This window comes from Alteromonas sp. AWM4_230 (assembly GCF_056158305.1).
Genome location: NZ_JBSWTB010000001.1, coordinates 2,756,746 through 2,779,017, shown reverse-complemented (window position 1 = coordinate 2,779,017; position 22,272 = coordinate 2,756,746). Strand labels below are relative to the sequence as shown.

Annotated in this window: 20 protein-coding genes; 13 read left to right on the top strand and 7 right to left on the bottom strand. The window is 43.2% G+C overall.

Annotated features, from left to right (window positions below):
- Nucleotides 1-22: 22 nt before the first annotated feature.
- The 3 genes from ACXACS_RS11960 (at nt 23) to ACXACS_RS11950 (ending at nt 4,438) form a co-directional block, all read left to right on the top strand.
- Nucleotides 23-2,548 (top strand): acylase, encoded by a 2,526-nt coding sequence (locus ACXACS_RS11960; RefSeq protein ID WP_474806825.1) that lies wholly within the window; start codon nt 23-25, stop codon nt 2,546-2,548.
- Between the two features lie 119 nt (nt 2,549-2,667).
- A complete protein-coding gene (sohB, locus tag ACXACS_RS11955) occupies nt 2,668-3,708 on the top strand; it encodes a protease SohB (protein ID WP_474806823.1) in 1,041 nt (346 codons plus the stop codon).
- A gap of 106 nt (nt 3,709-3,814) precedes the next feature.
- Nucleotides 3,815-4,438: a TetR/AcrR family transcriptional regulator gene (locus tag ACXACS_RS11950; protein ID WP_474806821.1), complete on the top strand. Its 624-nt coding sequence runs from the start codon at nt 3,815-3,817 to the stop codon at nt 4,436-4,438.
- Nucleotides 4,439-4,534: 96 nt separating this feature from the next.
- On the opposite strand, the gene ACXACS_RS11945 is transcribed toward ACXACS_RS11950, so the two are convergent.
- Entirely contained in the window at nt 4,535-4,870 is a 336-nt protein-coding gene (locus ACXACS_RS11945) for a hypothetical protein (RefSeq protein WP_474806819.1), read from the bottom strand.
- A gap of 250 nt (nt 4,871-5,120) precedes the next feature.
- Here ACXACS_RS11945 and ACXACS_RS11940 point away from each other — a divergent pair, with 250 nt between their 5' ends.
- Nucleotides 5,121-5,882 carry a Nif3-like dinuclear metal center hexameric protein gene (locus ACXACS_RS11940; protein ID WP_474806817.1) on the top strand — a complete coding sequence of 254 codons (762 nt, stop codon included), beginning with the start codon at nt 5,121-5,123 and terminating at the stop codon, nt 5,880-5,882.
- Nucleotides 5,883-5,897: 15 nt separating this feature from the next.
- The gene (locus ACXACS_RS11935; protein WP_474806815.1) at nt 5,898-6,650 is read left to right on the top strand and encodes a methyltransferase; all 753 of its coding nucleotides are present in this window, start codon (nt 5,898-5,900) and stop codon (nt 6,648-6,650) included.
- Between the two features lie 44 nt (nt 6,651-6,694).
- On the opposite strand, the gene ACXACS_RS11930 is transcribed toward ACXACS_RS11935, so the two are convergent.
- Together ACXACS_RS11930 and ACXACS_RS11925 are read right to left on the bottom strand one after the other, a co-directional pair.
- Nucleotides 6,695-7,690: a 2-hydroxyacid dehydrogenase gene (locus ACXACS_RS11930; protein WP_474806814.1), complete on the bottom strand. Its 996-nt coding sequence runs from the start codon at nt 7,688-7,690 to the stop codon at nt 6,695-6,697.
- 200 nt (nt 7,691-7,890) lie between these two features.
- Nucleotides 7,891-8,373: a glutathione peroxidase gene (locus ACXACS_RS11925; protein ID WP_474806812.1), complete on the bottom strand. Its 483-nt coding sequence runs from the start codon at nt 8,371-8,373 to the stop codon at nt 7,891-7,893.
- 88 nt (nt 8,374-8,461) lie between these two features.
- On the opposite strand from ACXACS_RS11925, the gene ACXACS_RS11920 reads away from it, so the two are divergent.
- Nucleotides 8,462-9,331 carry an NAD(P)-dependent oxidoreductase gene (locus tag ACXACS_RS11920; RefSeq protein WP_474806810.1) on the top strand — a complete coding sequence of 290 codons (870 nt, stop codon included), beginning with the start codon at nt 8,462-8,464 and terminating at the stop codon, nt 9,329-9,331.
- Between the two features lie 55 nt (nt 9,332-9,386).
- Here ACXACS_RS11920 and ACXACS_RS11915 read toward each other — a convergent pair whose 3' ends face one another.
- Nucleotides 9,387-10,988, bottom strand: a complete 1,602-nt coding sequence (locus tag ACXACS_RS11915) for a response regulator (RefSeq protein WP_474806808.1) — start codon at nt 10,986-10,988, stop codon at nt 9,387-9,389.
- Nucleotides 10,989-11,226: 238 nt separating this feature from the next.
- On the opposite strand from ACXACS_RS11915, the gene ACXACS_RS11910 reads away from it, so the two are divergent.
- The 4 genes from ACXACS_RS11910 to gmhB all read left to right on the top strand — a co-directional run bounded on the left by ACXACS_RS11910 (nt 11,227) and on the right by gmhB (nt 15,220).
- Nucleotides 11,227-12,381 carry an acyl-CoA dehydrogenase family protein gene (locus ACXACS_RS11910; protein WP_474806806.1) on the top strand — a complete coding sequence of 385 codons (1,155 nt, stop codon included), beginning with the start codon at nt 11,227-11,229 and terminating at the stop codon, nt 12,379-12,381.
- Between the two features lie 61 nt (nt 12,382-12,442).
- On the top strand, nt 12,443-13,573 hold the full coding sequence (locus ACXACS_RS11905) for an enoyl-CoA hydratase/isomerase family protein (protein WP_474809259.1): 1,131 nt from the start codon (nt 12,443-12,445) through the stop codon (nt 13,571-13,573).
- Nucleotides 13,574-13,788: 215 nt separating this feature from the next.
- Complete coding sequence (locus tag ACXACS_RS11900) at nt 13,789-14,679, top strand: putative RNA methyltransferase (protein WP_474806804.1); 891 nt, start codon at nt 13,789-13,791, stop codon at nt 14,677-14,679.
- A complete protein-coding gene (gene gmhB, locus ACXACS_RS11895) occupies nt 14,666-15,220 on the top strand; it encodes a D-glycero-beta-D-manno-heptose 1,7-bisphosphate 7-phosphatase (RefSeq protein WP_474806802.1) in 555 nt (184 codons plus the stop codon). Before ACXACS_RS11900 ends, gmhB begins: the two co-directional genes overlap by 14 nt.
- Nucleotides 15,221-15,327: 107 nt before the next feature.
- Here the strand turns inward: gmhB and ACXACS_RS11890 are convergent, their stop codons facing one another.
- Nucleotides 15,328-16,854 (bottom strand): DUF3413 domain-containing protein, encoded by a 1,527-nt coding sequence (locus tag ACXACS_RS11890; RefSeq protein ID WP_474806800.1) that lies wholly within the window; start codon nt 16,852-16,854, stop codon nt 15,328-15,330.
- Nucleotides 16,855-16,862: 8 nt separating this feature from the next.
- Complete coding sequence (locus tag ACXACS_RS11885) at nt 16,863-17,081, bottom strand: YejL family protein (protein ID WP_179983423.1); 219 nt, start codon at nt 17,079-17,081, stop codon at nt 16,863-16,865.
- A 160-nt stretch (nt 17,082-17,241) separates the two neighbouring features.
- Here ACXACS_RS11885 and yejK point away from each other — a divergent pair, with 160 nt between their 5' ends.
- The 3 genes from yejK (at nt 17,242) to ACXACS_RS11870 (ending at nt 20,293) form a co-directional block, all read left to right on the top strand.
- Nucleotides 17,242-18,348, top strand: coding sequence for a nucleoid-associated protein YejK (gene yejK, locus ACXACS_RS11880; RefSeq protein ID WP_474806798.1), 1,107 nt, complete (start codon nt 17,242-17,244; stop codon nt 18,346-18,348).
- Nucleotides 18,349-18,414: 66 nt separating this feature from the next.
- Complete coding sequence (locus ACXACS_RS11875) at nt 18,415-19,290, top strand: 6-carboxytetrahydropterin synthase (protein WP_474806796.1); 876 nt, start codon at nt 18,415-18,417, stop codon at nt 19,288-19,290.
- A gap of 139 nt (nt 19,291-19,429) precedes the next feature.
- On the top strand, nt 19,430-20,293 hold the full coding sequence (locus ACXACS_RS11870) for a M23 family metallopeptidase (protein ID WP_474809258.1): 864 nt from the start codon (nt 19,430-19,432) through the stop codon (nt 20,291-20,293).
- 113 nt (nt 20,294-20,406) lie between these two features.
- Here ACXACS_RS11870 and ACXACS_RS11865 read toward each other — a convergent pair whose 3' ends face one another.
- Nucleotides 20,407-22,230, bottom strand: a complete 1,824-nt coding sequence (locus tag ACXACS_RS11865; RefSeq protein WP_474806794.1) for a M61 family metallopeptidase — start codon at nt 22,228-22,230, stop codon at nt 20,407-20,409.
- Between the last annotated feature and the right edge of the window lie 42 nt (nt 22,231-22,272).

Here is a 22,272-nt window from a genome sequence, read left to right as displayed (position 1 = left end):
TCATCATTAGGGAACATTTGCGATGATCAACCAACAGTCATTCTCTGCTAAGCGTACGCTAATTGCACTTTCAATTGCCGGTCTATTAACTGCATGTGGCGATAACGACAACGATTTTTCAAATATAGAGCAACCAGCGCCACCCACGGCTACTACACCTGAACCTGCTCCAACACCTATTCCTGCTTTTTCACCGGATGGTACTTTGTCTGCTGACGTAACATGGACAACCTACGGTGTTCCGCATGTAAAAGCTGATAACCTCGAGAGCATGGCGTATGGCGTAGGTTACGCCTTTGCAAGAGATAACCTTTGCGTACTGGCTGACCAAATTGTGAAATACAATTCTGAACGGGCCAAGTTTTTTGGCCCAGACCAGGTGCCTGGTAGCGGCGACTCTGAGCACCTTATCAACGACTTCGGCTTTTTAACACTCGGTATTAAAGAGCTCGCGGAAGAGAATTTACCGCGTTTGTCTGCAAATTCTCGCGCAATGTTTCAGGGGTATACGGCAGGGTATAACAGATACTTAAATGAAACGCCTGTAGAAGAGCAAGATCAAAGCTGTGCAGGACAACCTTGGGTAACAGAAATTGATAGCGTTGACCTTCTAACATATTCCTTGGGCGTGGCGCTTTTACCCGGCGCAGCAAACTTTTTAGGCCCAATGTTTATTGCTGCGCCACAAGGTGAGAGCTATTTACCAACACCTGCCGAGTCATCAAGTGAAGTTGCCTCTACATTTACGATTTCGCCAACAGTGGGGCTGCCTGACAGAAATCCTCAAGAAATGGGGTCTAACGGATGGGGGTTAGGCAGCGATAAAACCACTAATGGGAAGGGAATGGTATTAGGTAACCCTCATTTCCCTCACACTGGAAACTTGCGTTTTTGGAATTTCCACGCTCAAGTTCCTGGCCATCTAAACGTAACCGGTAGTTCCCTTACGGGTTTACCAGGTGCAGTAAACATTGGTTTCAATGAAAACGTAGCCTGGACCCACACATTCTCAACTGCTGAACATTTCGTTGTGTATCAGCTAACCCTTGATGAAGATGATGCATCAGGTCTTACCCATTTAGTTGACGGAAGCAAACGCACTATCTATGAAAAACCCCTTCAAATTGACGTTGCTATAGGTGGCGGGCAAACCATCAAGCTTAATAAAACCGCATACTACACGAACTACGGCCCAATGATTGAAGTGCCTGGTAACTTCGATTGGAACTCAAACAATGCGTTTGCCATTAAAGACGCCAATCTGCCTAACTTTGATATTGTTGATCATTGGCTTGCCATGAATATGGCTACGTCAATGGACGAATTTAAGCAGGCGTTTAAAGATTATGATGGGGTTATTTTCAATAACACAATGGCGGCATCAGCCGATGGCCAGGTATTCTATATTGACGATTCAACCGTACCGAACTTAACTGAAACTGCAATTGAACAACTAACAACGAACCCCTTGCTGATTCAAACTAAAGCGGCAGCCGGTTTTACCGTATTGCCGGGTAATATTTCTCAATTTGATTTTGAAGGCCCGGTTCCTTATGAAGAGGCGCCGAAATACGAGGGAACAGACTCAGTTCAAAATTCAAACGACAGCTACTGGTTAACCAATTTAAATTCACCGATTGTTGTGAGCAACCCGTTGTTTGGTAGCGTGGAATATCAGCAAACACTGCGTTCACGTTTAGGGCAGCAGTTTATTGAAAATGAAGCTGGAAGTGATGGTACTTTCACACCTGAGGAGGTTGAAGGGCTATTATTAAATAACCGAAGCTACTTGGCAGAGAACATATTGCCATCTCTCCTTGAACTATGCGCAGATCAAGGTGATACACCAGTAGATGTTGATGGAGCTAGTGTTGATGTATCACAAGCCTGTGCAGCACTAGAGGACTGGGACGGTACAATGAACCTCGCGAGTACTGGTGCACACGTATTCAGAGAATTTGCCTTTCAGTTTAACCAAGCTCCCCAGTGGGAAGTACCGTTCTCTCTTGATGCCCCCGTGACTACGCCATCAGGTTTAGTAAAAAATGATACTACTTTAGAGCAATTAGCGCGAGCTACGCAGGTCATCGAACAGGCTGGGGTAGCATTTGATGCCCCGCTCGGTGAAGTGCAATTTGTCGAACGTAGCTTACCAGACGGTTCTGCCTCAGGTGTTAAAATACCGTGGGCTGGCGCACATAACATTGAAGGTGGCTTTAACGTATTTGATGTTAGTAGCAGTAGAAATGGAACCCAGTTGCCGAGACATAGCTACGAAACAATAAACAGTAGTACGGCAATGAGTGCTGAAGCTGAGGGCTATCACATTAACTATGGCACAAGTTGGGCTATGGTTATCAACTTCACCGATGAAGGGCCAAAGGGCCGAGGTATATTGACTTACTCACAGTCTCGTAAATATGGCAGTGAGCACTTCTTAGACCAAACACAACTTTATTCTACACAACCCACACTGCGGGATATCTATTTCACTGATGAAGAGATTGAAGCAAACAAGATAGAGCAGGTTAACCTATCGTCAGAATAAGATGAGACTGGTATTATAACGCAATTACATCAGCGGCTTTGCCTTATATTGGGTAAGGCCGCTCTTTATGTTGTGGGTAAACAACCTTGCTTACCCGTTTATTTTACTAGGAGTAAAGTTTGGAGTTTTTGTACGAGTACGGTTTGTTTGTTGCCAAAGCAGTAACGTTAGTTGTCGCCTTCGTTGTTGTTGTATCAACCATAGTTGGTGTAGCAAGTAAACAGAAGCAGGGGAAAGGGCAACTTGAAATCGTGTCTATTTCTGAGCAATTAAAGGACATTACAAACTACGCTAAAGAAGTCCTTTTAGATAAAAACGCATTAAAAAAGTTAGCTAAAGAACAGAAAAAAGAGGCCAAAGCGAAGAGCAAGGCTAAGAACAAGGTAAAAGAGCAGGGTGAAGAGTCTGAAAAGTCTCGGTTATATGTTATCGACTTTAAAGGGTCTATGGATGCCAATGAGGTCGAGCACCTGCGTGAAGAGATCACTGCGATTTTATGCGTAGCAAATAAAGAAGACGAAGTTTTAGTACGCCTTGAAAGTGGCGGTGGCGTAGTACATGGCTATGGACTTGCTGCGTCGCAATTACAGCGCATTAAAGAAAAGGGGCTGAAATTAACCATTGCCGTAGATAAAGTTGCGGCAAGTGGTGGTTATATGATGGCGTGTGTTGCCGATAAGTTGTTAGCGTCACAGTTTGCATATATCGGCAGCATTGGCGTACTAGCTCAATTGCCTAACTTCAATAAGTTGCTGAAGAAAAACGATATAGAATTTGAGCAGCATACCGCCGGAGAGTTCAAGCGCACGCTAACGATTTTCGGTGAAAATAACGATGAAGGTCGCGCTAAGTTCAGAGAGGAAATTGAAGAGATTCATGTGCTCTTTAAAGACTTCGTGCAAAGTCAGCGTCCTGAAATGGATATAGACAAAGTAGCTACTGGTGAATACTGGCCAGGGATCAAGGCAAAAACACTTGGCTTGGTTGACGATATATCGACGTCCGATGATTACATTCTTTCGCATTACCCTGCACGCGAAATATTCAGCGTTAAATATGCTGTAAAGAAAAACGTTGCGGAAAAGCTGGGTATGTCGGCAGCTAATGTTGTTGAGCGTGTGTTTATGAAAAGCATGAACAAAGCGCGCCATTGGTTTTAATAGCTATAAACCATCTGTGTTTATTACGGCATGACGTATAGCACCCACCGTCAAAAAGCACAGATGGACGTTAAATTTTTAACCGACAAAAGATAATAAAAAGAATATGGCACGGCATACTAAAAACGATATATTAGATGCGGCAGAATACTTGTTTTCTCAAAGTGGGTTTACCCAAACCTCGATGCGGGAAATCACTGCCAGAGCAGAAGTAAATCTGGCGTCGGTGAATTACCATTTTGGTAGCAAGAAAAACTTAATACAAGCGGTGTTTAAGCGATACTTTGATGAGCTTATGCCACAGGTAAAGGTTTGCTTAGACGGTTTACCACCTATTGAAGGCGCCAAAGGCGTTGAGCAGCTCTTATATTCGCTTATTCCTCCCATGTTAAATCTTAATGCTATCTCTGAGCAGGGGACTGCCACTTTTGTTAAGCTGCTCGGCCGAGGATATAACGAAACACAAGGGCACTTGCGTAAGTTTTTGATGCATGATTACGGTGACTGTATACGCGCTCTAGTAGACGCTATCAGACGCTGTTTACCTGAACTTCCTGAGGAAGAATTGTTCTGGCGACTGCATTTTGCGATGGGAAGTTTTGTCTTTTCGATGGCATCGAGTCAGGCGTTAACAGAAATCGCTGAGTCCGATTTTCATAAACACGTAGATATAAAAGAAGTCATCCAGCATCTTGTGCCATTTGTCGCGCAGGGACTTGCCGGTAAATAAACCACTTCTATAGCTAACGCAAGAACAAAGCGCTAGCCTCCAAAATGAAGGCTAGGCATAGTGTGGAATAGGCGTTATGAGAAATGCGTGTTGAAGCTAGCGGGGAAGAGTCGCGCCAGGTGCTTCAGCGTTTAGCTTCTCAGCCCAAAAATCCTTAACTGAGAAACCTGATTTTTTAGAAGCTGATGCTTTTTTCGTAGCAGGTTTGGCTTTTGCTTTGGTCTCGCTTTTCTCTTTCTTCGTTTCTGTTTTTTCAGACGAATTCGATGGTAGCGATTCTGCCATTTCCTGAAGCTGTGCTAAGCGCATATTTTTGCCGCCATCTACGCTGTACCAACCGCTCTTACTTTCAATAGTCGGCGCTTTGCCATTAGCTTTTTTATAGGCTTCAGTGAAAGCCGCGATAACTGCATCTTTGTCTAAGTTTGCCATGCTTTTTTGCTCTTTATTTTGTTAAGATGACGAACGTTTTTGACTTGTAATACCATTAAGTGACAGCTGATTGATTAAAGCGCAACAGGTTACCGATAAAACGAATTAAAAGTAGGCAGTGATTTAAACAATCCACTTTTTTCCCGTTTTCCTGCGATAAGCGTTTGTCGACTTATAGGTGTTATACTAAACGTTCGCGTATTTTATAGCGTTTTTTTAACAATTTGTCTAACTTTCAACCGGAGGACTTGTGTCTATTACCCGCCTAGAACTACAAAATTATCTTGATGGAATGTTAAGGGTTAGCGAAATCAGCGATTATTGCCCAAATGGCTTACAGGTAGAGGGCACAAGCAAAATAGAGAAAATTGTAACAGGCGTTACTGCATCACAGGCTTTAGTAGATGCGGCGATAGAAGCTAACGCCGATGCACTTATTGTGCATCATGGTTACTTTTGGAAAGGTGAATCGCAGGCTGTAACCGGTATGAAAAAGCGCCGTCTTTCTGCTTTACTCGCAAACGATTTAAATTTGTTTGCTTACCATCTTCCTTTAGATGTTCACCCAGAATTTGGTAACAATCGTCAGCTTGCGTCTCTTCTAGATGTCCAAAATGTAAGTGCAGTCAGCGGCGTAAAACCTGTGGGTGTTGTTATGCAAGGAAATTTTGAGGAAGCAATTGAAGGTGCGGCGTTACAAGATAAATTGCAGCAGCTGTTAGGACGAGATGTGCTAATAGAAGGGCCTGTTTCAAAACCAATTACAACGCTTGCTTGGTGCACTGGCGGTGGTCAAGGGTTTATAGAACAAGCGGTTGAGCTGGGTGTGGATGCATTCATTACTGGTGAAGTCTCTGAGCAAACCGTGCATACAGCGAGGGAAATGGGTATTACCTTTTTTGCGGCTGGCCATCATGCTACCGAACGCTACGGTGTGAAGTCTTTAGGCGAACACATTGAGCAGCAATTCGACGTGCCTGTTAAGTTTATTGATATCGATAACCCTGCATAGCGAAGTATGTAGTATATGAATAACGATCGTATCTTCGACGGTATTGCTGAGAAGTTCTCAAACAACATTTACGGGACAACCAAGGGCAAATTGCGACATACATTATTATGTGATGTTCTTGAACCTTATTTAAAAGCGCCGCTTCGAGCCATCGAAATAGGTGGGGGCACAGGGGTAATGACGGCTCATATAGCCGCGAAAGGACACTCTGTTGTGCTCACCGATGCGTCAAAGGATGTGCTTAATCAAGCGGAGTCTTTACTTTCTGACGCGCCAAATATAAAAATACGACATCAATATTTACAACTAATAGAAGACCTTAGTGATTTCGATTTTGTGATTTGTCATGCGGTTCTAGAGTGGCTAGATGCGCCCTTTGACGCTATAGATTTTATGTATAGCAATATGAAACCCGGAGCGCGCTTAAGCTTAAGTTTCTTTAATCAAGATGCGAATTTATTTGCCAATGCCATTTACGGTAATTTTGATTATATCGCCAAAGGAATGAAGGCGAAAAAGCAGGTGAGACTTAACCCCAACCAGCCGCTTAGCGCATTGAGAGTGGTTGAGTATTGTGCGTCGTTAGGCTTTAACATACTGGAAAAAGCTGGCATTCGCTGTTTTCACGATTACATGAGGGATATCACTCATCAAAGTAGCAAATTTAGCGATTTGCTTGCTCTTGAACGTCAATATCACCAACAGGAGCCCTATTTGTGGCTAGGAAAATACTTTCAACTCATTCTTGAAAAGCCACAAGCCGGTTGAGTTTACAGGCAGCGTTAACGTATTGGGTTTATTTTAAAAGTTGCTTATAGCGTGTTGTCACCGGTAAGGATGTTTTTAAGCGTCGTTACCGCAATTTCATTTAATGCCTCATAAGTGAAAAAGCCCTGATGCCCCGTTATCAAAACATTGGGAAAGGTTGTTAAACGCTGAAACGTGTCGTCTTGTATGATTTCCTGTGAATGGTCACTGAAAAAGAGTTCAGACTCTCTTTCGTAAACATCTAACCCCAAATAGCCTATCTGTTTAGATTTAAGCCCTTTTATAATGGCGGTACCATCAACTAATCCGCCCCGAGAGGTATTGATGAGCATCACGCCCTTAGGCATTTTATTTATGCTGTCAGCATTGATAATATGATAACTCTTGTCGTTGAGCGGGCAGTGCAACGTCACAATGACGCTTTGTTCTAACAGTTCGTTTAGCGGAACGTATTGGGCTCCCATAGCGATCACATCATCATCCTGACTTGGGTCAAAACAAAGAACTTTGCACCCAAACCCCAGAAGTATGCGAATAACGGCTTTACCAACCTTCCCTGTACCTATAACGCCTACCGTTTTGCCGTGAAGAGTGAACCCCATCAATCCGTTTAGGCTAAAGTTACTTTCTCTAACACGATTATAGGCTTTATGGGTTTTTCGGTTTAAGGTCAGAATGAGTGCGAGCGTGTGTTCAGCTACCGTTTCAGGGCTATATGCGGGTACACGACTTACAGTTATGCCAGCTTCTGCTGCAGCGCCAACTTCTACATTATTGTAACCTGCACAGCGAAGCGCGATGTGTTTAACACCACATTCTTTCAGCACCTTGATGGTCGCCGCATTTACTTCATCGTTCACAAAGACAACCACATCGCTATATCCCTTACAGCTTGTAGCAGTTGAAGGGTTAAGTGGATGTTCGAAAAAAGTGCCCTTAATGCTTTGGCTATTGGCGCTATTGTGGTTTTCTAATAGCTGTGAAAATACCACTTGCTCATAGGGGCGAGTACTAAAAAAGGCAATATGATTATTTTGCATAGTATTTCCACACATGTACGTATTTTCATTTGGCGTAGTTTTCACTTTACTACCCAACTGCTAATGCACTATATAGTGCGCAACAATGCGCAATAAATTAGCACGCTACTATTTGCACTGTGTAGACACAGATCAATAAAATAATAGTAGCGTTAGTCGACCCAGTGCACTTCAGCTGCACTCAGGTTAGGGGGTAGGGTTTAGGCCCCTAAAAGTTTAACAATTTCTTTTTCAATAGCTTCTGGCTTTACGGTAGGCGCGTAGCGTTTTAGTACTTTACCTTCAGCATTGACCAAGAACTTTGTGAAATTCCATTTAATACGTTTGGTTCCCAGTAGCCCGGGTGCATCTTGTTTTAAAGCCTCAAAAAGCGGGTTTGCATCAGGCCCATTAACATTTGTCTTTTTAAAAAGTGGAAATGAAACGCCAAAATTGAGGCTGCAAAATTGTGCAATATCGCTATCACTTCCGGGTTCTTGATGGCCAAATTGGTCGCATGGGAACCCTAGCACTTCAAACCCTCTGTCTTTATGTTTCTTATAAAGCGCTTCAAGCCCTTCGTATTGAGGTGTAAAGCCGCATTTACTGGCAGTATTAACAATAAGCAGTACTTTCCCCTTGTATTGCTCAAGTGTAGTTTGCTCGCCGTTATTCAGCGTAATAGGGTGAGTGTAGAGTTCCAAATTCGAATTCCTATGTTTTTGTTTTTGTTAAGTCTGTTACTCTTAGGTAATGCAAACCTATTTATTTGGTATCTAGAGTATATTCTGTATGAGTAATTTGAAAGTGAGTTTTTTGGGCTTGGGTGTAATGGGGTTTCCTATGGCAGGGCACCTTAGCAAAGCGGGTTATTCTGTTACTGTGTATAACCGCACGGCGAAAAAGGCACAGGATTGGCTAGCCGCCTATGGCAGCGCTGATGCTAGTGCGTGTGAATCGGTGGCCGAAGCCGTTAAAGACGCAGATATCGTTTTTATGTGCGTAGGAAATGACAATGATGTAAGAGATGTTGGTACACAAGCACTGGAAATAATGAAAGCAGGTAGCGTGCTGGTCGATCACACAACCGCATCAGCAGATGTAGCCAGAGAGCTTTACGCAAGCTGTAACGATAAACAAATTGGATTTTTAGATGCGCCAGTTTCTGGAGGGCAGGCTGGGGCTGAAAATGGTCAACTGACTATCATGGTTGGCGGTGATGAAGCGGTTTTCGCTCAAATAGAGCCAGTAATGGCACATTATGCTCGCCATAGTCAGTTGCTGGGTAAAAGCGGCAGCGGTCAGCTAGCAAAAATGATGAATCAGATTTGTATCGCAGGCATTGTACAGGGTCTAGCTGAGGCGCTTCACTTCGGGCAGCGGGCTGGACTAGACTGTAACGCAGTCATTGATGTTATAAGCAAAGGCGCTGCGCAGTCTTGGCAGATGGAAAACAGAGCCAGCACCATGTTAAACAACAGTTTTGATTTTGGCTTCGCTGTAGATTGGATGCGTAAAGACCTAAACATAGCGCTTGATGAAGCGCGTAAAAATGGATCTACCTTAGCGCTCACCGCCCTTGTGGACCAATACTATGCTGATGTACAGAAACTTGGTGGCGGTCGTTGGGACACGTCCAGCTTGCTTACTCGTTTGAAATAGTCTTTTTTGAGCACAATTTGATGTAATGTAGAAAGGCATTAGCACTTTAAATATACTAAAGTGCTTGCTCTTGTGCGGACAAAGTAAGCTGTTCTAAACGGGTCTTATTTGTCTCGTTCAGCGGCAATGATGTGATTTTTTCAAGTAAAACCTTGATGTTAAATTTACGGTATACACCGGTATCTGCTTCAATCATGCATTGAAGCAGGTTTAATCCAAAAGCTGCGGTATCTGGCGAGAGCTGAAATGCATCGTAGAAATGCTTCATTGCTTTATCAAACATTCCTTCTATAAACAGTTGGGTACCAGTTTCATTTATAGAAATAGCCTGTTCGTGGTTTAGCCCCAATCGTTCGCCACCTGTAAAAATTAACTCGTCGTTCATCACTTGTTCTGAAATGGCCTGTAGCTCAGCATTTTTCTGCTTAGCCATTAACAACAATTCACCTGCCTTACGTTCATCGCCAAGCCCGTGATGAACCTTTGCAGCAATCACCAAGACAGATGGCTCGGTACGCAGGTAATTATCGATATGGTCACCTTCTAGTAGGTGGGCAGCTTTTTCTAAATCGCCATCTAACACGGCTGAAAATGCCAAAAGGTAATCCCTTTTTTGTAATGTTTGTGGATCTCCCTGGCTTCTACCCGCAATACCTACTAGTTTTCTAGCCTGAGATAAGCTTTCTTCTCTGTTGGTTTCAGGTGATTCTTCTGCCAAAAACAAATAAAACTCTGCCAATTCAAAGGTGAAATCGTTAAAGCTGTCTTTTGCACTGCGGTGCATTGCACGCTTTTTTTGCAAAAGATCTATAGCTTCAACTACTTTGTCCTGTTTTTGATAAGCAAGAGTTTTAAGTTTGGCGGCGGGCAAACTCAATTCACTGAACTTTATTTCGTTAAGGTATTTTTCTACCTGCTCGTAAGAATTTTGCTCAAAGGAAATAGATGCTAGCCATTCAAATGCCTTATCCCGTGCCAAGCTTGAATTTACCATTTGACTTAGATGGCTTTTACAGTGTGGCCATTGCCCAGACGCATACTGGCATTTAACTTTGCCCCATTGCGCCCACAGCACTTTGTCGCTGCGGGTGAGTACATCGTCATAAATACTCAAAGCTCTTTGAATATCGCCATTTTCATAAAGAAGCCGTGCATAAAGCTTTCGTATATCCGCTACAAGGCGAGGGGGGATGCCTTCTGAAATTTTAGCGCGTACGACACTGATAGCCCTTTCTAATTGTTTATTGTCTAGCGAATGCAAAACGTTTTTAACAAAATCACGGTACTTTAAATAGTGATTAATTTGGCGAGTTAGTGAGGCAATAGTGTAGGGTTTGATGAGTAAAACGTCGGGTTGAAGATCCATGATCCGACCGATTATTTGAGGTGACCGGTCCGAGGTAAGAAAGATGATTCCTGTACTCGGCCTAATAAACCCGGCTTCTCTTAAATTTTGCACCCACTCGACACCAGTTTTGCCCTGACCAAGGTGGTAGTCCATTAATAACAGTTCAAAGTTCTGTTTTTTAAGTGCCGCTTTCAATTCAACGCCAGATGCAAAGCTACTCACCGATAAATTTGCAATAGACATGAGGTGGCCTCGAAGCGCGGTTCGAGCGGTAGCATTGTCTTCCACTATGGCTATTCTAAATTCCACGGCAATCATTCGAATAATAACAACTTAATCTAGCTTATCAGCGGCTGGGAAAAAGTGCATTATTAAAAAGGATAAGTTTTGACTACCAGTATTCGTCTCAGAATAAAAATCATTATTTCGTCACAAAATATTTACGTTATACATCCATATATTTAAATAAATATTTACCTTTACGTTTACGTAAGGGGTAGGTATTGGTTATTGTGTGTAGAAAGCAACTCAGTTGAAGGTATGTCTAATGAACTTTGAATTAACCGATGACCAATTAGCCTTTGAAGAAACCGCCCGCCAATTTGCGCAACAAGAATTGGCACCCAATGCTGCGATGTGGGATAGAGAGCACCATTTCCCCGTAGAGGCAATTAAGAAAGCCGGTGAGTTAGGATTTTGTGGCTTGTATGCCCCTGAAAGTGCGGGTGGCCTTGGGCTGTCAAGGCTCGATTCTTCAATTATCTTCGAACAGCTTTCAATGGGGTGTACTACAACTACAGCCATGTTAACTATTCACAACATGGCCACGTGGATGATAGCGACATGGGGTACCAGTGAAGTTAAGGATATGTGGTGTGAACAATTAGTCACAGGTGACAAACTTGCCTCTTATTGCTTAACAGAGCCTGGCGCTGGATCTGATGCTGCTTCACTAAAGACTAGAGCAGCTAAAACTGACGATGGATATGTACTAAATGGCTCTAAAGTGTTCATCTCTGGAGCAGGAAGTACAGATGTTCTCGTAGTCATGGCCCGTACTGGCGAGGATGGCCCTAAAGGCGTATCTGCATTTGCAGTTCCAGCTAATGCAGAGGGCATTGAATACGGAAAAGCAGAAGAGAAAATGGGGTGGAATGCCCAGCCCACTCGTATGATTACTTTTGATAATGTAAAGCTCGATGATAGCTGGATGCTAGGTGAAGAAGGTCAAGGCTTTAAAATGGCCATGCAAGGGCTTGATGGCGGCAGAATAAATATTGCTACTTGTTCAGTAGGCACAGCACAGCAAGCGCTAAACGTAGCCCGTGATTATATGAATGAGCGCGAGCAGTTTGGTAAACCTATTGCAGGCTTCCAAGCTTTACAGTTTAAGTTAGCTGATATGGCGACTGAGTTAGTTGCAGCTAGACAGATGGTACGTATGGCAGCGTGCAAATTGGACAACAATGACGCGGATAAAACGACTTACTGCGCTATGGCTAAACGTTTTGCAACAGACGTAGGTTTTAATGTGTGTAACGATGCGCTCCAATTACACGGCGGATACGGTTATATTAAAGAGTATCCACTAGAGCGTCACTTTAGAGATGTTCGTGTTCATCAGATACTTGAAGGTACCAACGAAATTATGCGTGTGATTATTGGGCGTCGCCTACTTTCTGATGAGCGAAGCGTTCTTTAACGCGGTTGCAGCTTAGTTAGAAAAAATGCGTTTCAAGGCACAATCAATGGAGAAAGTGAATATGACAGAGGCGGAGTCAGTAGTCATTGTAGACGAGTTAAAAACATCTAACGGTGACTTTACGATAGGACGTTTAACGCTTAATAAGCCAAAAGCACTGAACGCGCTGGACTTAGCGATGGCAGAAATCATGCTAAAAGCACTTCAACAGTGGCAGTCGCGTAGTGATGTTATAGCTGTAGTCATTGATGCTGCTGGTGATAAAGCGTTTTGCGCTGGTGGCGACATCGTATCTATGTACAAGTCGATGGTGGAAGCACAAGGACAAATTCCATCGTTCTTGGAAACGTTTTTTGAAACCGAATATACTTTGGATTACACCATTCACAACTACAGCAAACCCATTGTAGTGTGGGGAAGCGGCATTGTGATGGGCGGCGGTATGGGGCTGCTATGTGGTGCTAGCCATCGCGTTGTAACCGAAACGTCGCGATTAGCTATGCCTGAAATTACTATCGGATTATACCCTGATGTAGGTGGGAGTTATTTCCTTCCCCGTCTACCGGGAAAATCAGGATTGTTCTTAGGCTTAACAGGCGGGCAGATGAATGCTTCCGACGCCCGTTTTGTGGGTCTAGCGGATGCGTTAGTAGCAAGCTCAGAAAAAGAGACGTTGATACAAAAGCTTTCGAACTATTCTTGGGATGAGATAGAAAGTAAACGTCTAAATGAGTCTGTAACGTCTATCCTTGAATCTTTAAAGGCTCCGGATTCTGTGCCTAGCAGCAATGTAGAGCCTAACATGGCACTTATTGATGACTTGTGTGCAGCTGACAATGTCACTGACGTAGTTAATGCAATTCTTAGCGCCGATGTGAGCCAAGATAAATGGTTGTCTCGAGCACAGAGCACACTGGCGAAAGGCTCTCCGATAACTATGCATTTAGTTTATGAGCAGTGTAAAAGAGGGGCAACTATGACTCTCGCTGATTGCTTTAAAATGGAAGTTAATATGTCATGTCGCTGCGGTGAAAGTGGTGAGTTTCAGGAGGGCGTTAGGGCTCTGTTGATTGACAAAGATATGTCTCCTAAATGGAAATTCGAAAGCGTAGAAGATGTTCCTCACGATGTGGTAGAGCATTTCTTTACCTCTCCATGGCCCGAAGATAAGCACCCCTTATCAGGGTTATAAAATACTCTTTTAATTGAATGTAGCAAAGGTATTTGTAAAAAATAGGCATAAATTTAGTCAGCGTGCCCAGCGTAATCATCACTGATAACGTTGGGCTTAATTTCCTTTGTACCTTTCTACCTTTGCACCTTTACCGTTATTTTGCGCTGTTATTGCCGTAAAGGTGTCGGTTTTGATATCCTTTACTGCAAATCCACAATAATAAAGATCCTGTCATGTGGCACTGCCCACTTTGTAAATCACCTATTTCATTAAATTCAACGCCAATCCGCTGTGAAAACAATCATAGCTTCGATAAAGCAAAATCTGGCTATGTTAACTTATTACCGGTTCAGTTTAAGAAGTCGAAACTTCCGGGTGACGATAAGGACATGGTGAAAGCCCGAAGAGAGTTTCATCAATTAAACACCTATCAACCGCTAAAAGACAGGTTAATCGAGCTGGTAGGGGGCTTAATTGCTGAGTCGTGCAAAGAGAAAGGATTGGCAGAGTACGCATCTAAACAAAGTATCTCTATTTACGACGCTGGTTGCGGCGAAGGAAGTTATTTAGATGCAATGGTTCAGGGACTTTCGCTTAAAGGTTTCTCTATTGAGGCTGCGGGCAGTGATATATCTAAAATAGCCGTGGAGTTAGCCGCTAAGGCTTATAAACATGCTCAGTTTGTTGTAGCAAGCAGCTTTGAACTACCCCTTGAAAAGTCTACTCAAGATTTGGTGATACAGGTCTTTGCGCCTGGAAGCAACGACGAGTATGAAAGGATATTGAAAAGTGAAGGGCTACTTTTAACTGTAGACCCTGCGCCTAACCATCTGTTTGAGCTTAAACAGCAAGTCTACGACACACCTAGAAAACATCAAATTGATGATGGACCTAGAAGCGGATTCACTCGCATCCATGACGAGTGTTTTTCATTTCCCATCAATTTTGAAAGTGAAGATCACAAGATAGCGCTTATAAAGATGACGCCTTTTTATTGGAAGTTACCACACGGTAAAATTGTGTCTATTGTAGCGTCGTTAGAAAAAGTAACCGCAGACTTTCATATTCAAATTTGGAAAAAGGGCGCGGCTGTTAGTGATGAGAAAGTAAATGTCCAGCCATAAACAAAAAGCGCTGTTTTTAGACCGAGACGGTGTTATTAACGTTGACCACGGTTACGTAGGTAAATATGAAAATTTTGAATTTGTAAAAGGTATCTTCGACGTTGTGCGCAAGTTTCAAAATGAGGGTTACCTACCTGTAATCGTCACAAATCAAAGTGGAATAGCGCGAGGCTATTACACTGAAAAAGATTTTCATAGGTTAATGGAGCGGGTACAAAAAGATTTCGCTTCTCACGATGTAAAACATATTCCTGTTTACTATTGCCCTCACCACACCCAGGGTAGCGTGAAAAAGTTTGCTATCGAGTGCCAGTGCAGAAAACCATTGCCAGGCATGTTGCACCAAGCTGCTAAAGAACTTGATATCGACTTAGTGAACAGCATACTCATTGGCGATAGCTGGCGAGATATAGAGGCTGCTAATGCTGCGGGTCTAACGGAAAGCTTCTATTTGTCACATAAACTTATAACAGATGAGCAGTTGAGTAAGCTTAGCTCTTCTCACCGTGTATCTCGCGTTGCTAGCTTATCTGAAATATAAAAATAGTTATGCGTAACCTCTTAAGTCTTTATTACTAATAGAAAAAAGTAAAATGGGTTGCAGCGATAGATTGGCCTATCGCTGCGACAAAGAAGCGCTAGTTCTGACTAGTTTTGTGTGGAAAAGCGGGATAAATGCTTTATGGCTTGACTGAGCAAGTCAATGTTCAAAGCGTCTTTACTGCGTTTGCCGGAAGTTAAATCGCTGATTTCATAGCTACCATTACTTAGAACGTCTGTCCGTTTATTTCCATGAAATACTACGATTCGCTCGCCTGATGTACTTACTAACCAAGGGCGCGATGGTGCCAATAAGTTTTGCCCAGTTGAATAGAAAGTTGACGGTGCGTTACAACCCAAGGCATTTAATATAGTGGGAGCCAAATCTTCAGTGCTCGCTAATTTACCTTTGATATCTAGCGTGCTGTAAAGCGTACCCTTACCGTTTTCACTGCCAAAGCCTGTTGCTATTAATACATCATGTTTTCTATCAATAGTATTTTCAACATAGCCTCTGATATCCGAACCTTTCATAAAGGTAATGTGCAGCCCTTCATGGTTATTACTTAAAGGCTGTAAATAGCCAGACAATTGAGGAAGGGGGAGTGCGACATCGCTATGTATCGATACCGGCATACCCGAACCTAAAGGTAAGGCCAATAGCACAGGGCGCTTTTGAGACAAGGCATCCTGATAAATTTCCGGTACACCAAATAAGGTTGCCGTCATTAAACCTTCAACACTGCTGGCCGTGGAATAATAATTGGCAAGGGTATTTAACGACACGCCTTCAATACCACTTAAGTCAACAGCGTTATCATTATCTACCTGAACGACTACGGTAAGATTTCTGTTGGTCTCAATAGAGCAATAAACTGGTTCAGCAGGATAAGTGATATTGTGAATATCAGGGTTGAATTGCAGCTGCTTTCGCTCTTCATAGGCCGCTAAGTCAAGCAAACCGTAGCGCGACATGGTGGTTTTAGCTGTAGCAGGGTAGGAAAGCGGAAACATGTTGTCTTGGGCAATAATAGGTTGATAAAGCTTGGCATCAGCCCACACATGAATAGCATGACTGGTTACAAAACAACTCACGAAAAATGTTGTAACAGGTATGCCCACTTTATAGCGCGTGAAGCGCTCAACACGCTTCCATATCGCATTAGCTAAAACTAGCTGGAAACCAAGCCAAACAATGAACAGAAGGAACAAGAAGGCCCACTGCTGCCAACTCTCTATAGCCATTGTAGATTGTGCTTCGCTGCGCAGTAAGTCTGCAGCATGAAAGCTAATATGAAACCCTGTGCGGTTGAACAATAAAGCATCAAACGCTAAAAGTGCTAAGCCCACCGCAGCAATAATGGATGCGCTAGCTTTTATCACTCTCGGGTTATTAACCAAATAACAAAGTGGGAGAACAAAAATGACAAAGCCAAAAAAGGTCATAAACCCAATATGGCCAAACCAATTGGCTAAAAGGTACACGGTGCCGACACCTGTGCCTGGCATAGGTGATGAGAAAACAAAAATCGAGGCAATAACAATGGCGATGATAATATTCGCCAGGGCAAACCAGTGCCCCCAATTTACCAGTTTAGTAACGCGCTGGCGACGAGGTGATTCGGCAAGTATCATGCAATCCCTTAGCTTTTTGTTACGCTTTTCTTAAGTACATCGGCAAACTGTGCTGCCATGGCTTCGCGATTTTCAGGAGCAACCTGAGTATTTAAAATATGTGTAATGACGTTGCCTAACACCATAAGTGAAAGATCGCGGTTTGCACCGCCTTCTTCTAGGGTTAGAATAACGTTATTCATTAGCGTTTCGAATTCGTCGTTGCTATAGCGGCTCTGTTGGGGCATTGCTACGCCTCTTTTTTATGATTATCTTTGATAAAAAGAATGGTTTTAAACGTAAAATGATTATAATCGTTGTTTGAGTGAGTACAATCATTCATTCTAAAATCCCGCAATTCTTTGAATATTTCTGACACTTTTTAAGCAACAGGACACCAGATACTCTATGAGTGCACTGATTCATCACTTTGTTGTACATCGCTTGATTGTAAACAAAGAAGAGAAAATTGAAGCAATTCCCCGTGATAACTGCTTGGCAGTAACGCCGGAAATTGAGCTTTTAGCCCATCAAATAAACCATAGCTTCAATGCTAAACCCGGAAAAGGCGTAGGGCATTTCGTAACAGAAGTTACTCGCGAAGCAAAAGTGGAAAACGAAGAAGGTGAAGCAACTACACAAAAAAGCACCGAAAATGTGGCTGAGTTCGCCGAAGGCCTCAGGCAGTACATGGATATTCAAAAAGCAGCGGGTGACAACGTAGAAGACGCGTTTCACGGGTTTTCTGTATCGGCGACAAACCGCTTAGTACGTACTTTAGCTGATACAGGTACGGTAGAAACTGGCTTTCTTATATTCTGCCAATATGAATATCTAGCCACCCAGTATTTAATGATAGCGTTACTCAATACTCGTTCACATGTTGAGGTGACTAATTCATTAGACCTGTCTGCCCGGGAACATTTAGATTTAGCTAAAATGCAGCTGGCCGTGCGTTTTGATTTAACCCAGTGGGACATCCAGCCAGAGCAGCAGCGTTACGTTAGCTTCATAAAAGGTAGAATGGGTCGCAAGGTATCTGATTTCTTCATGCAGTTTGTGGGCTGTGAAGAGTTAGTTGATGTTAAGCAACAGAACAAGCAGTTAATTTCTACGGTGGATGCGTACCTAGCTAGTGAGTCTTTAGATCCGCAAGAGCAGCATCAACATAGAGAAGAAGTTAAGTCGTACTTCAAAGAAAAGATTGATGCGGGTGAAAGTCTGTCGGTGGATGAACTGGCAAACCGACTTCCTCAAAACGAGGAAACCAGCAGCAACTTTTCTGCCTTTACTCAGTCTATGGAAGCACCACTTGAGAAAGAAATTCAGCCCGATCCAGCAGCGTTAAAACAGCTTGCAAAGTTTACCGGTCAGGGTGGCGGGGTATCGCTAAGTTTTGAACGTAAGCTAATGGGCGACAGAGTGTTTTATGACCCGGCTACCGATACACTAACTATTCGTGGAATTCCACCTAATTTAAAAGATCAGCTTAATCGCCAATCTTCAATGGACTAGTCGCTGCGAAGCGTAGATAAAAAACGTATACTAGTTAATAGAATATCAACTCGATTCAAGGGTGTTATGCAATTATTTGTAAATGATTTGACAGTAATGGACTTCTCTTACCTTTGCCCAAAGCGCGGCATGGTAGGTGAAAGCTGGATTGTCGATGTGATTTTGGACGGTGAGCTTAATGAAGAGAGCATGGTCCAAGACTTCGGTCACGTGAAAAAGAACCTAAAGCGACTTATTGACGAATATGTCGATCATAAGCTTTTAGTACCCGCGGAATATAGCGGTTCAGAGGTTATTCACGATGACGTTACTGAACAGGTAGAGACCCGCTTTACCTGCACCGATGGGCGTAGCATCATGTTACATTGTCCAGCGGAAGCCTATGCATTCGTTTATTCAGATGAAATAAACATGGAGTCTGTCGGCGTTTACTTAAAAGAAGTGCTAGCAACGCACCTTCCTGAAAACGTTGAAAACATAACGCTGCATTTGCGCGAAGAAATTATCAACTCACCGTTCTATCACTACACTCATGGACTTAAGAAGCACGATGGTAACTGTCAGCGCATAGCTCATGGACACCGTTCTCGCATTGATATTATCCTTGACGGTAAAGTGAGCACGGAAAGTCAGCAATATTGGGCAGACCGTTGGGCAGACATTTATATAGCAACCCGTGAAGATGAAATAGCCTATAGCGACAGAAAGCTTAAAGGTGAAGTATCAAATGCTGAAGACTACTACTGTTTTGCTTATGAATCTTCACAGGGTTATTTTGAACTACTTATTCCTAAATCAGATTGTGAAGTCATCGAGACCGACTCGACGGTTGAGTGTTTAGCTCAGTATCTTCTTGAAGAACAAAAGAAGCGCACGCCTGATGGAGTTTGCCAAGTAATTGCCTATGAAGGCGTGGGTAAAGGCGCTACGGTTAAAGGCTAGCGTTGGCAGAAAGCAGTAAAGGACAGGGCATAATATGGCTACCACACATACTAAAGACGCGTTAACTAACCCCATAATCAGCGTGATAAAAAAAGCGTTGGGTAAAAGGGGGACAAGTGCATTAACGTGTATTTTTGCAATGGGTGTTGTTATCACAAGCCCTATCATAAGCCCTGTTGCGACTGCGGCAATCGCTACGAATGATGATACTGAAATATCGTCTGACCCAGCCCAAGATAAAAACCCGATTGAAGTTTCGCTAAATGGTAAATTTACCCAAGGCGCCTTGTTACGTGGTCAGGCACCAGTAGACGCTACGGTCACTCTTAATGGCGAGCCAGTGCAGACAAACAAGGACGGCAAATTTGTTGTGGGTTTTGAAAGAGAAGCACCTCTTCAGCAACGTTTAATAGTTACGCTAGATAATGGTAAAACGTGGAAGCGCGACATTACCCTTGAAAAGCGCGAGTACAATATTCAGCGCATTGATGGTTTAGAGCAGAAAATGGTTACGCCGCCTGCTGAGGTAACTGCACGGATAAAGCGAGATAACGTCAACGTTGGCAAAGCGCGCAGCGGAAATAGCGATTTAGACGCGTTGTTCACCCGTTTTGAGTGGCCAGCTAAAGGTAGAATATCGGGTGTGTATGGCAGCCAACGCATATTAAATGGTGTGCCGAAATGGCCGCATTACGGCGTAGATATCGCTAACAAAACAGGCACTCCCGTATATGCGCCTGTGGATGGTGTGGTTACCATGGCAGATGATCTCTATTATTCAGGTAACACCTTAATTCTAGATCACGGTATGCGTGTTTTTTCAACGTTTTTACATATGGATAGTTTTACAGTTGAGGTGGGTGATACCGTTAAGCAAGGTGAACAAATCGGTACGATTGGATCAACTGGCCGCTCCACCGGCCCGCATTTAGACTGGCGCATTAACTTAGGGAAAACTCGATTAGATCCGCAGACGGTAATCTCTGGTTCCCCCGAACAGTAAATCCCTATAGATATCGGTGGTTAAAGCAGTAAAGAAAAGGCGCTTTCAGGTAGAACCCGAAGGCGCCTTTTTAGTCTTTTTTTTAGTGATCTTTTAAGTAATTTTGCGTTGCCTTATTTACCTAACCACTGATTAAATTTCTCTTCATCGGTAATTTCAAAGTATGCCATTTCTTGTCTAGCCCGAGTGACTTCAAGAGGCAACGTTAAAAGTCGCCCATCGCGGATAAGCGTTATGTCTACCGTCGATGTCTGCGCGTTATCCAATAAGCGTTGTAGCTTTTGAGCATTAACAATATGGCCGTCTAGAGCAATTATCACATCGTTAAGAAGAATACCTGCCTTTATCGCGGCAAGACCTTCAAATACCTGAACTACCGAAAGTCCAAACGTTGCGGCTTTTAACGTAGCGCCAAGCTGGTTCTTGATTGGAGGATTCTGTGATAACCCGCCTTTATCTTCAGGTGACACACGTGCACGGGTGCTGAAGTTAACGCCCATACAAGAAACCAGTGAAGCTAATTCAACATCGTCTGTGCCATAAACAACACGGTCTAAATAGTCTGAAACATCAATGCTAAAATGGGTATCGCACAACGACTGAATCACGTTATCGGGTGTGCCACACTCGTCAATACCATAGTGCTTCCACAGCAGTTGCATTACGTTGTCTAAGCTTACTTTGTTGTTTGATCTTTCGCGAAGCAGCAAATCTAGACCAAGGGCAATAATGCCGCCCTTAGTGTAATAACTGACGATGTTGTTGGTAGCGCTCGCATCCTGCTTGTAAAACTTTGTCCAAGCGTCAAAGCTACTTTCAGCTGCACTTTGTTTGAAGCGCCCAGCGTTTTGTAACAGTCGACTGATATTTTGAGCCACAATATCTAGGTATTTTTGAGGCTCAATAACACCAGCTCTTGCTAGGGTTACGTCATCGTAAAAGCTTGTAAAGCCTTCATAAATCCAAAGCTGATTGGTGTAGGTTTCCTGAGATAAATCAGGTTTAACCATCACCTCAGGTTTGATGCGCTTCACATGCCATGTATGAAAGAATTCATGGCTACACAAGCTTAAGAAAGTTATGTAGCTGTCAGTTTTGTTTTCACCTTCACCAATCTGTGGCAAATCAAAACGTGGATAAAGAAGGGCGGTTGAGTGCTTATGCTCTAAACCACCAAAGCCGTTATCGGCAAGCAAAGTCATAAACAGATAATTATTTATGGGTTGTGGAGCACCAAACAAATCCAAGTGATGCTTGCAAATAGGTGTGAGGTCTCTAGCTATGCGCGGGTAATCGATATTGTTGTTTCCAGAGAAAAGCAACGTAAAAGTAATACCGTCTACGTCGAAGCTGTGGGTGTCTGCAATACCAACGTAAATAGGGTGGTCGATGAGTTCATCGTAATTCTTTTCGGCATAATGCCAGCGCTTCGAACTCGTACTTTCTCTGCGAATTGGCATAGAGGTGTAAGCCTTCCAATTTGCGGTAGATGGGTCACTATCATCGAGTTCAATGTCTAGTTCGCAGGCTGATTGCTCAAAACCGGAAACGCGTAAAAACGCACTCGTACCATTTATAAATGCGTACTGATCGTTCATGAAGGCAGAGCGAATTGACAAGTCATTGGCATAAACCGTGTAGTTTACTGTGCATGGCTTCCCATCAGTTTCAACACGCCACGATTGTTTATCGAGCTTAGTTACGGGAATACGATTGGTCTTTTCGCCGCTAGCATTCTCTATGTGGCTGGCACTTGCCGTAGCACTTAACCTAACTATGCTTTTCGCAAAGTCGCGAACCATGTAGCTTCCTGGGATCCAGCTTGGAAGAGTAAGTGTTAGCGATGAATCGTTATGTTCAGGAATGTGTAGCGCAACAGTGAATTGGTGTGCACGCCAATTTGAAATAGTTAACGTATAGTGAAGAGCAGAAGGCATAGACGTCCAAAAGGGTAAAAATACTATACCTTAACTATATCA

What these genes read in the sequence shown, in the direction of transcription:
- ACXACS_RS11960 (WP_474806825.1), top strand. Translation starts at nt 23, where the DNA reads ATGATCAACCAACAGTCATTCTCTGCTAAGCGTACGCTAATTGCACTT.
- ACXACS_RS11950 (WP_474806821.1), top strand. Translation starts at nt 3,815, where the DNA reads ATGGCACGGCATACTAAAAACGATATATTAGATGCGGCAGAATACTTG.
- ACXACS_RS11945 (WP_474806819.1), bottom strand. Translation starts at nt 4,870, where the DNA reads ATGGCAAACTTAGACAAAGATGCAGTTATCGCGGCTTTCACTGAAGCC.
- ACXACS_RS11935 (WP_474806815.1), top strand. Translation starts at nt 5,898, where the DNA reads ATGAATAACGATCGTATCTTCGACGGTATTGCTGAGAAGTTCTCAAAC.
- ACXACS_RS11930 (WP_474806814.1), bottom strand. Translation starts at nt 7,690, where the DNA reads ATGCAAAATAATCATATTGCCTTTTTTAGTACTCGCCCCTATGAGCAA.
- ACXACS_RS11920 (WP_474806810.1), top strand. Translation starts at nt 8,462, where the DNA reads ATGAGTAATTTGAAAGTGAGTTTTTTGGGCTTGGGTGTAATGGGGTTT.
- ACXACS_RS11910 (WP_474806806.1), top strand. Translation starts at nt 11,227, where the DNA reads ATGAACTTTGAATTAACCGATGACCAATTAGCCTTTGAAGAAACCGCC.
- ACXACS_RS11905 (WP_474809259.1), top strand. Translation starts at nt 12,443, where the DNA reads ATGACAGAGGCGGAGTCAGTAGTCATTGTAGACGAGTTAAAAACATCT.
- ACXACS_RS11900 (WP_474806804.1), top strand. Translation starts at nt 13,789, where the DNA reads ATGTGGCACTGCCCACTTTGTAAATCACCTATTTCATTAAATTCAACG.
- gmhB (WP_474806802.1), top strand. Translation starts at nt 14,666, where the DNA reads ATGTCCAGCCATAAACAAAAAGCGCTGTTTTTAGACCGAGACGGTGTT.
- ACXACS_RS11890 (WP_474806800.1), bottom strand. Translation starts at nt 16,854, where the DNA reads ATGATACTTGCCGAATCACCTCGTCGCCAGCGCGTTACTAAACTGGTA.
- ACXACS_RS11885 (WP_179983423.1), bottom strand. Translation starts at nt 17,081, where the DNA reads ATGCCCCAACAGAGCCGCTATAGCAACGACGAATTCGAAACGCTAATG.
- yejK (WP_474806798.1), top strand. Translation starts at nt 17,242, where the DNA reads ATGAGTGCACTGATTCATCACTTTGTTGTACATCGCTTGATTGTAAAC.
- ACXACS_RS11875 (WP_474806796.1), top strand. Translation starts at nt 18,415, where the DNA reads ATGCAATTATTTGTAAATGATTTGACAGTAATGGACTTCTCTTACCTT.
- ACXACS_RS11870 (WP_474809258.1), top strand. Translation starts at nt 19,430, where the DNA reads ATGGGTGTTGTTATCACAAGCCCTATCATAAGCCCTGTTGCGACTGCG.
- ACXACS_RS11865 (WP_474806794.1), bottom strand. Translation starts at nt 22,230, where the DNA reads ATGCCTTCTGCTCTTCACTATACGTTAACTATTTCAAATTGGCGTGCA.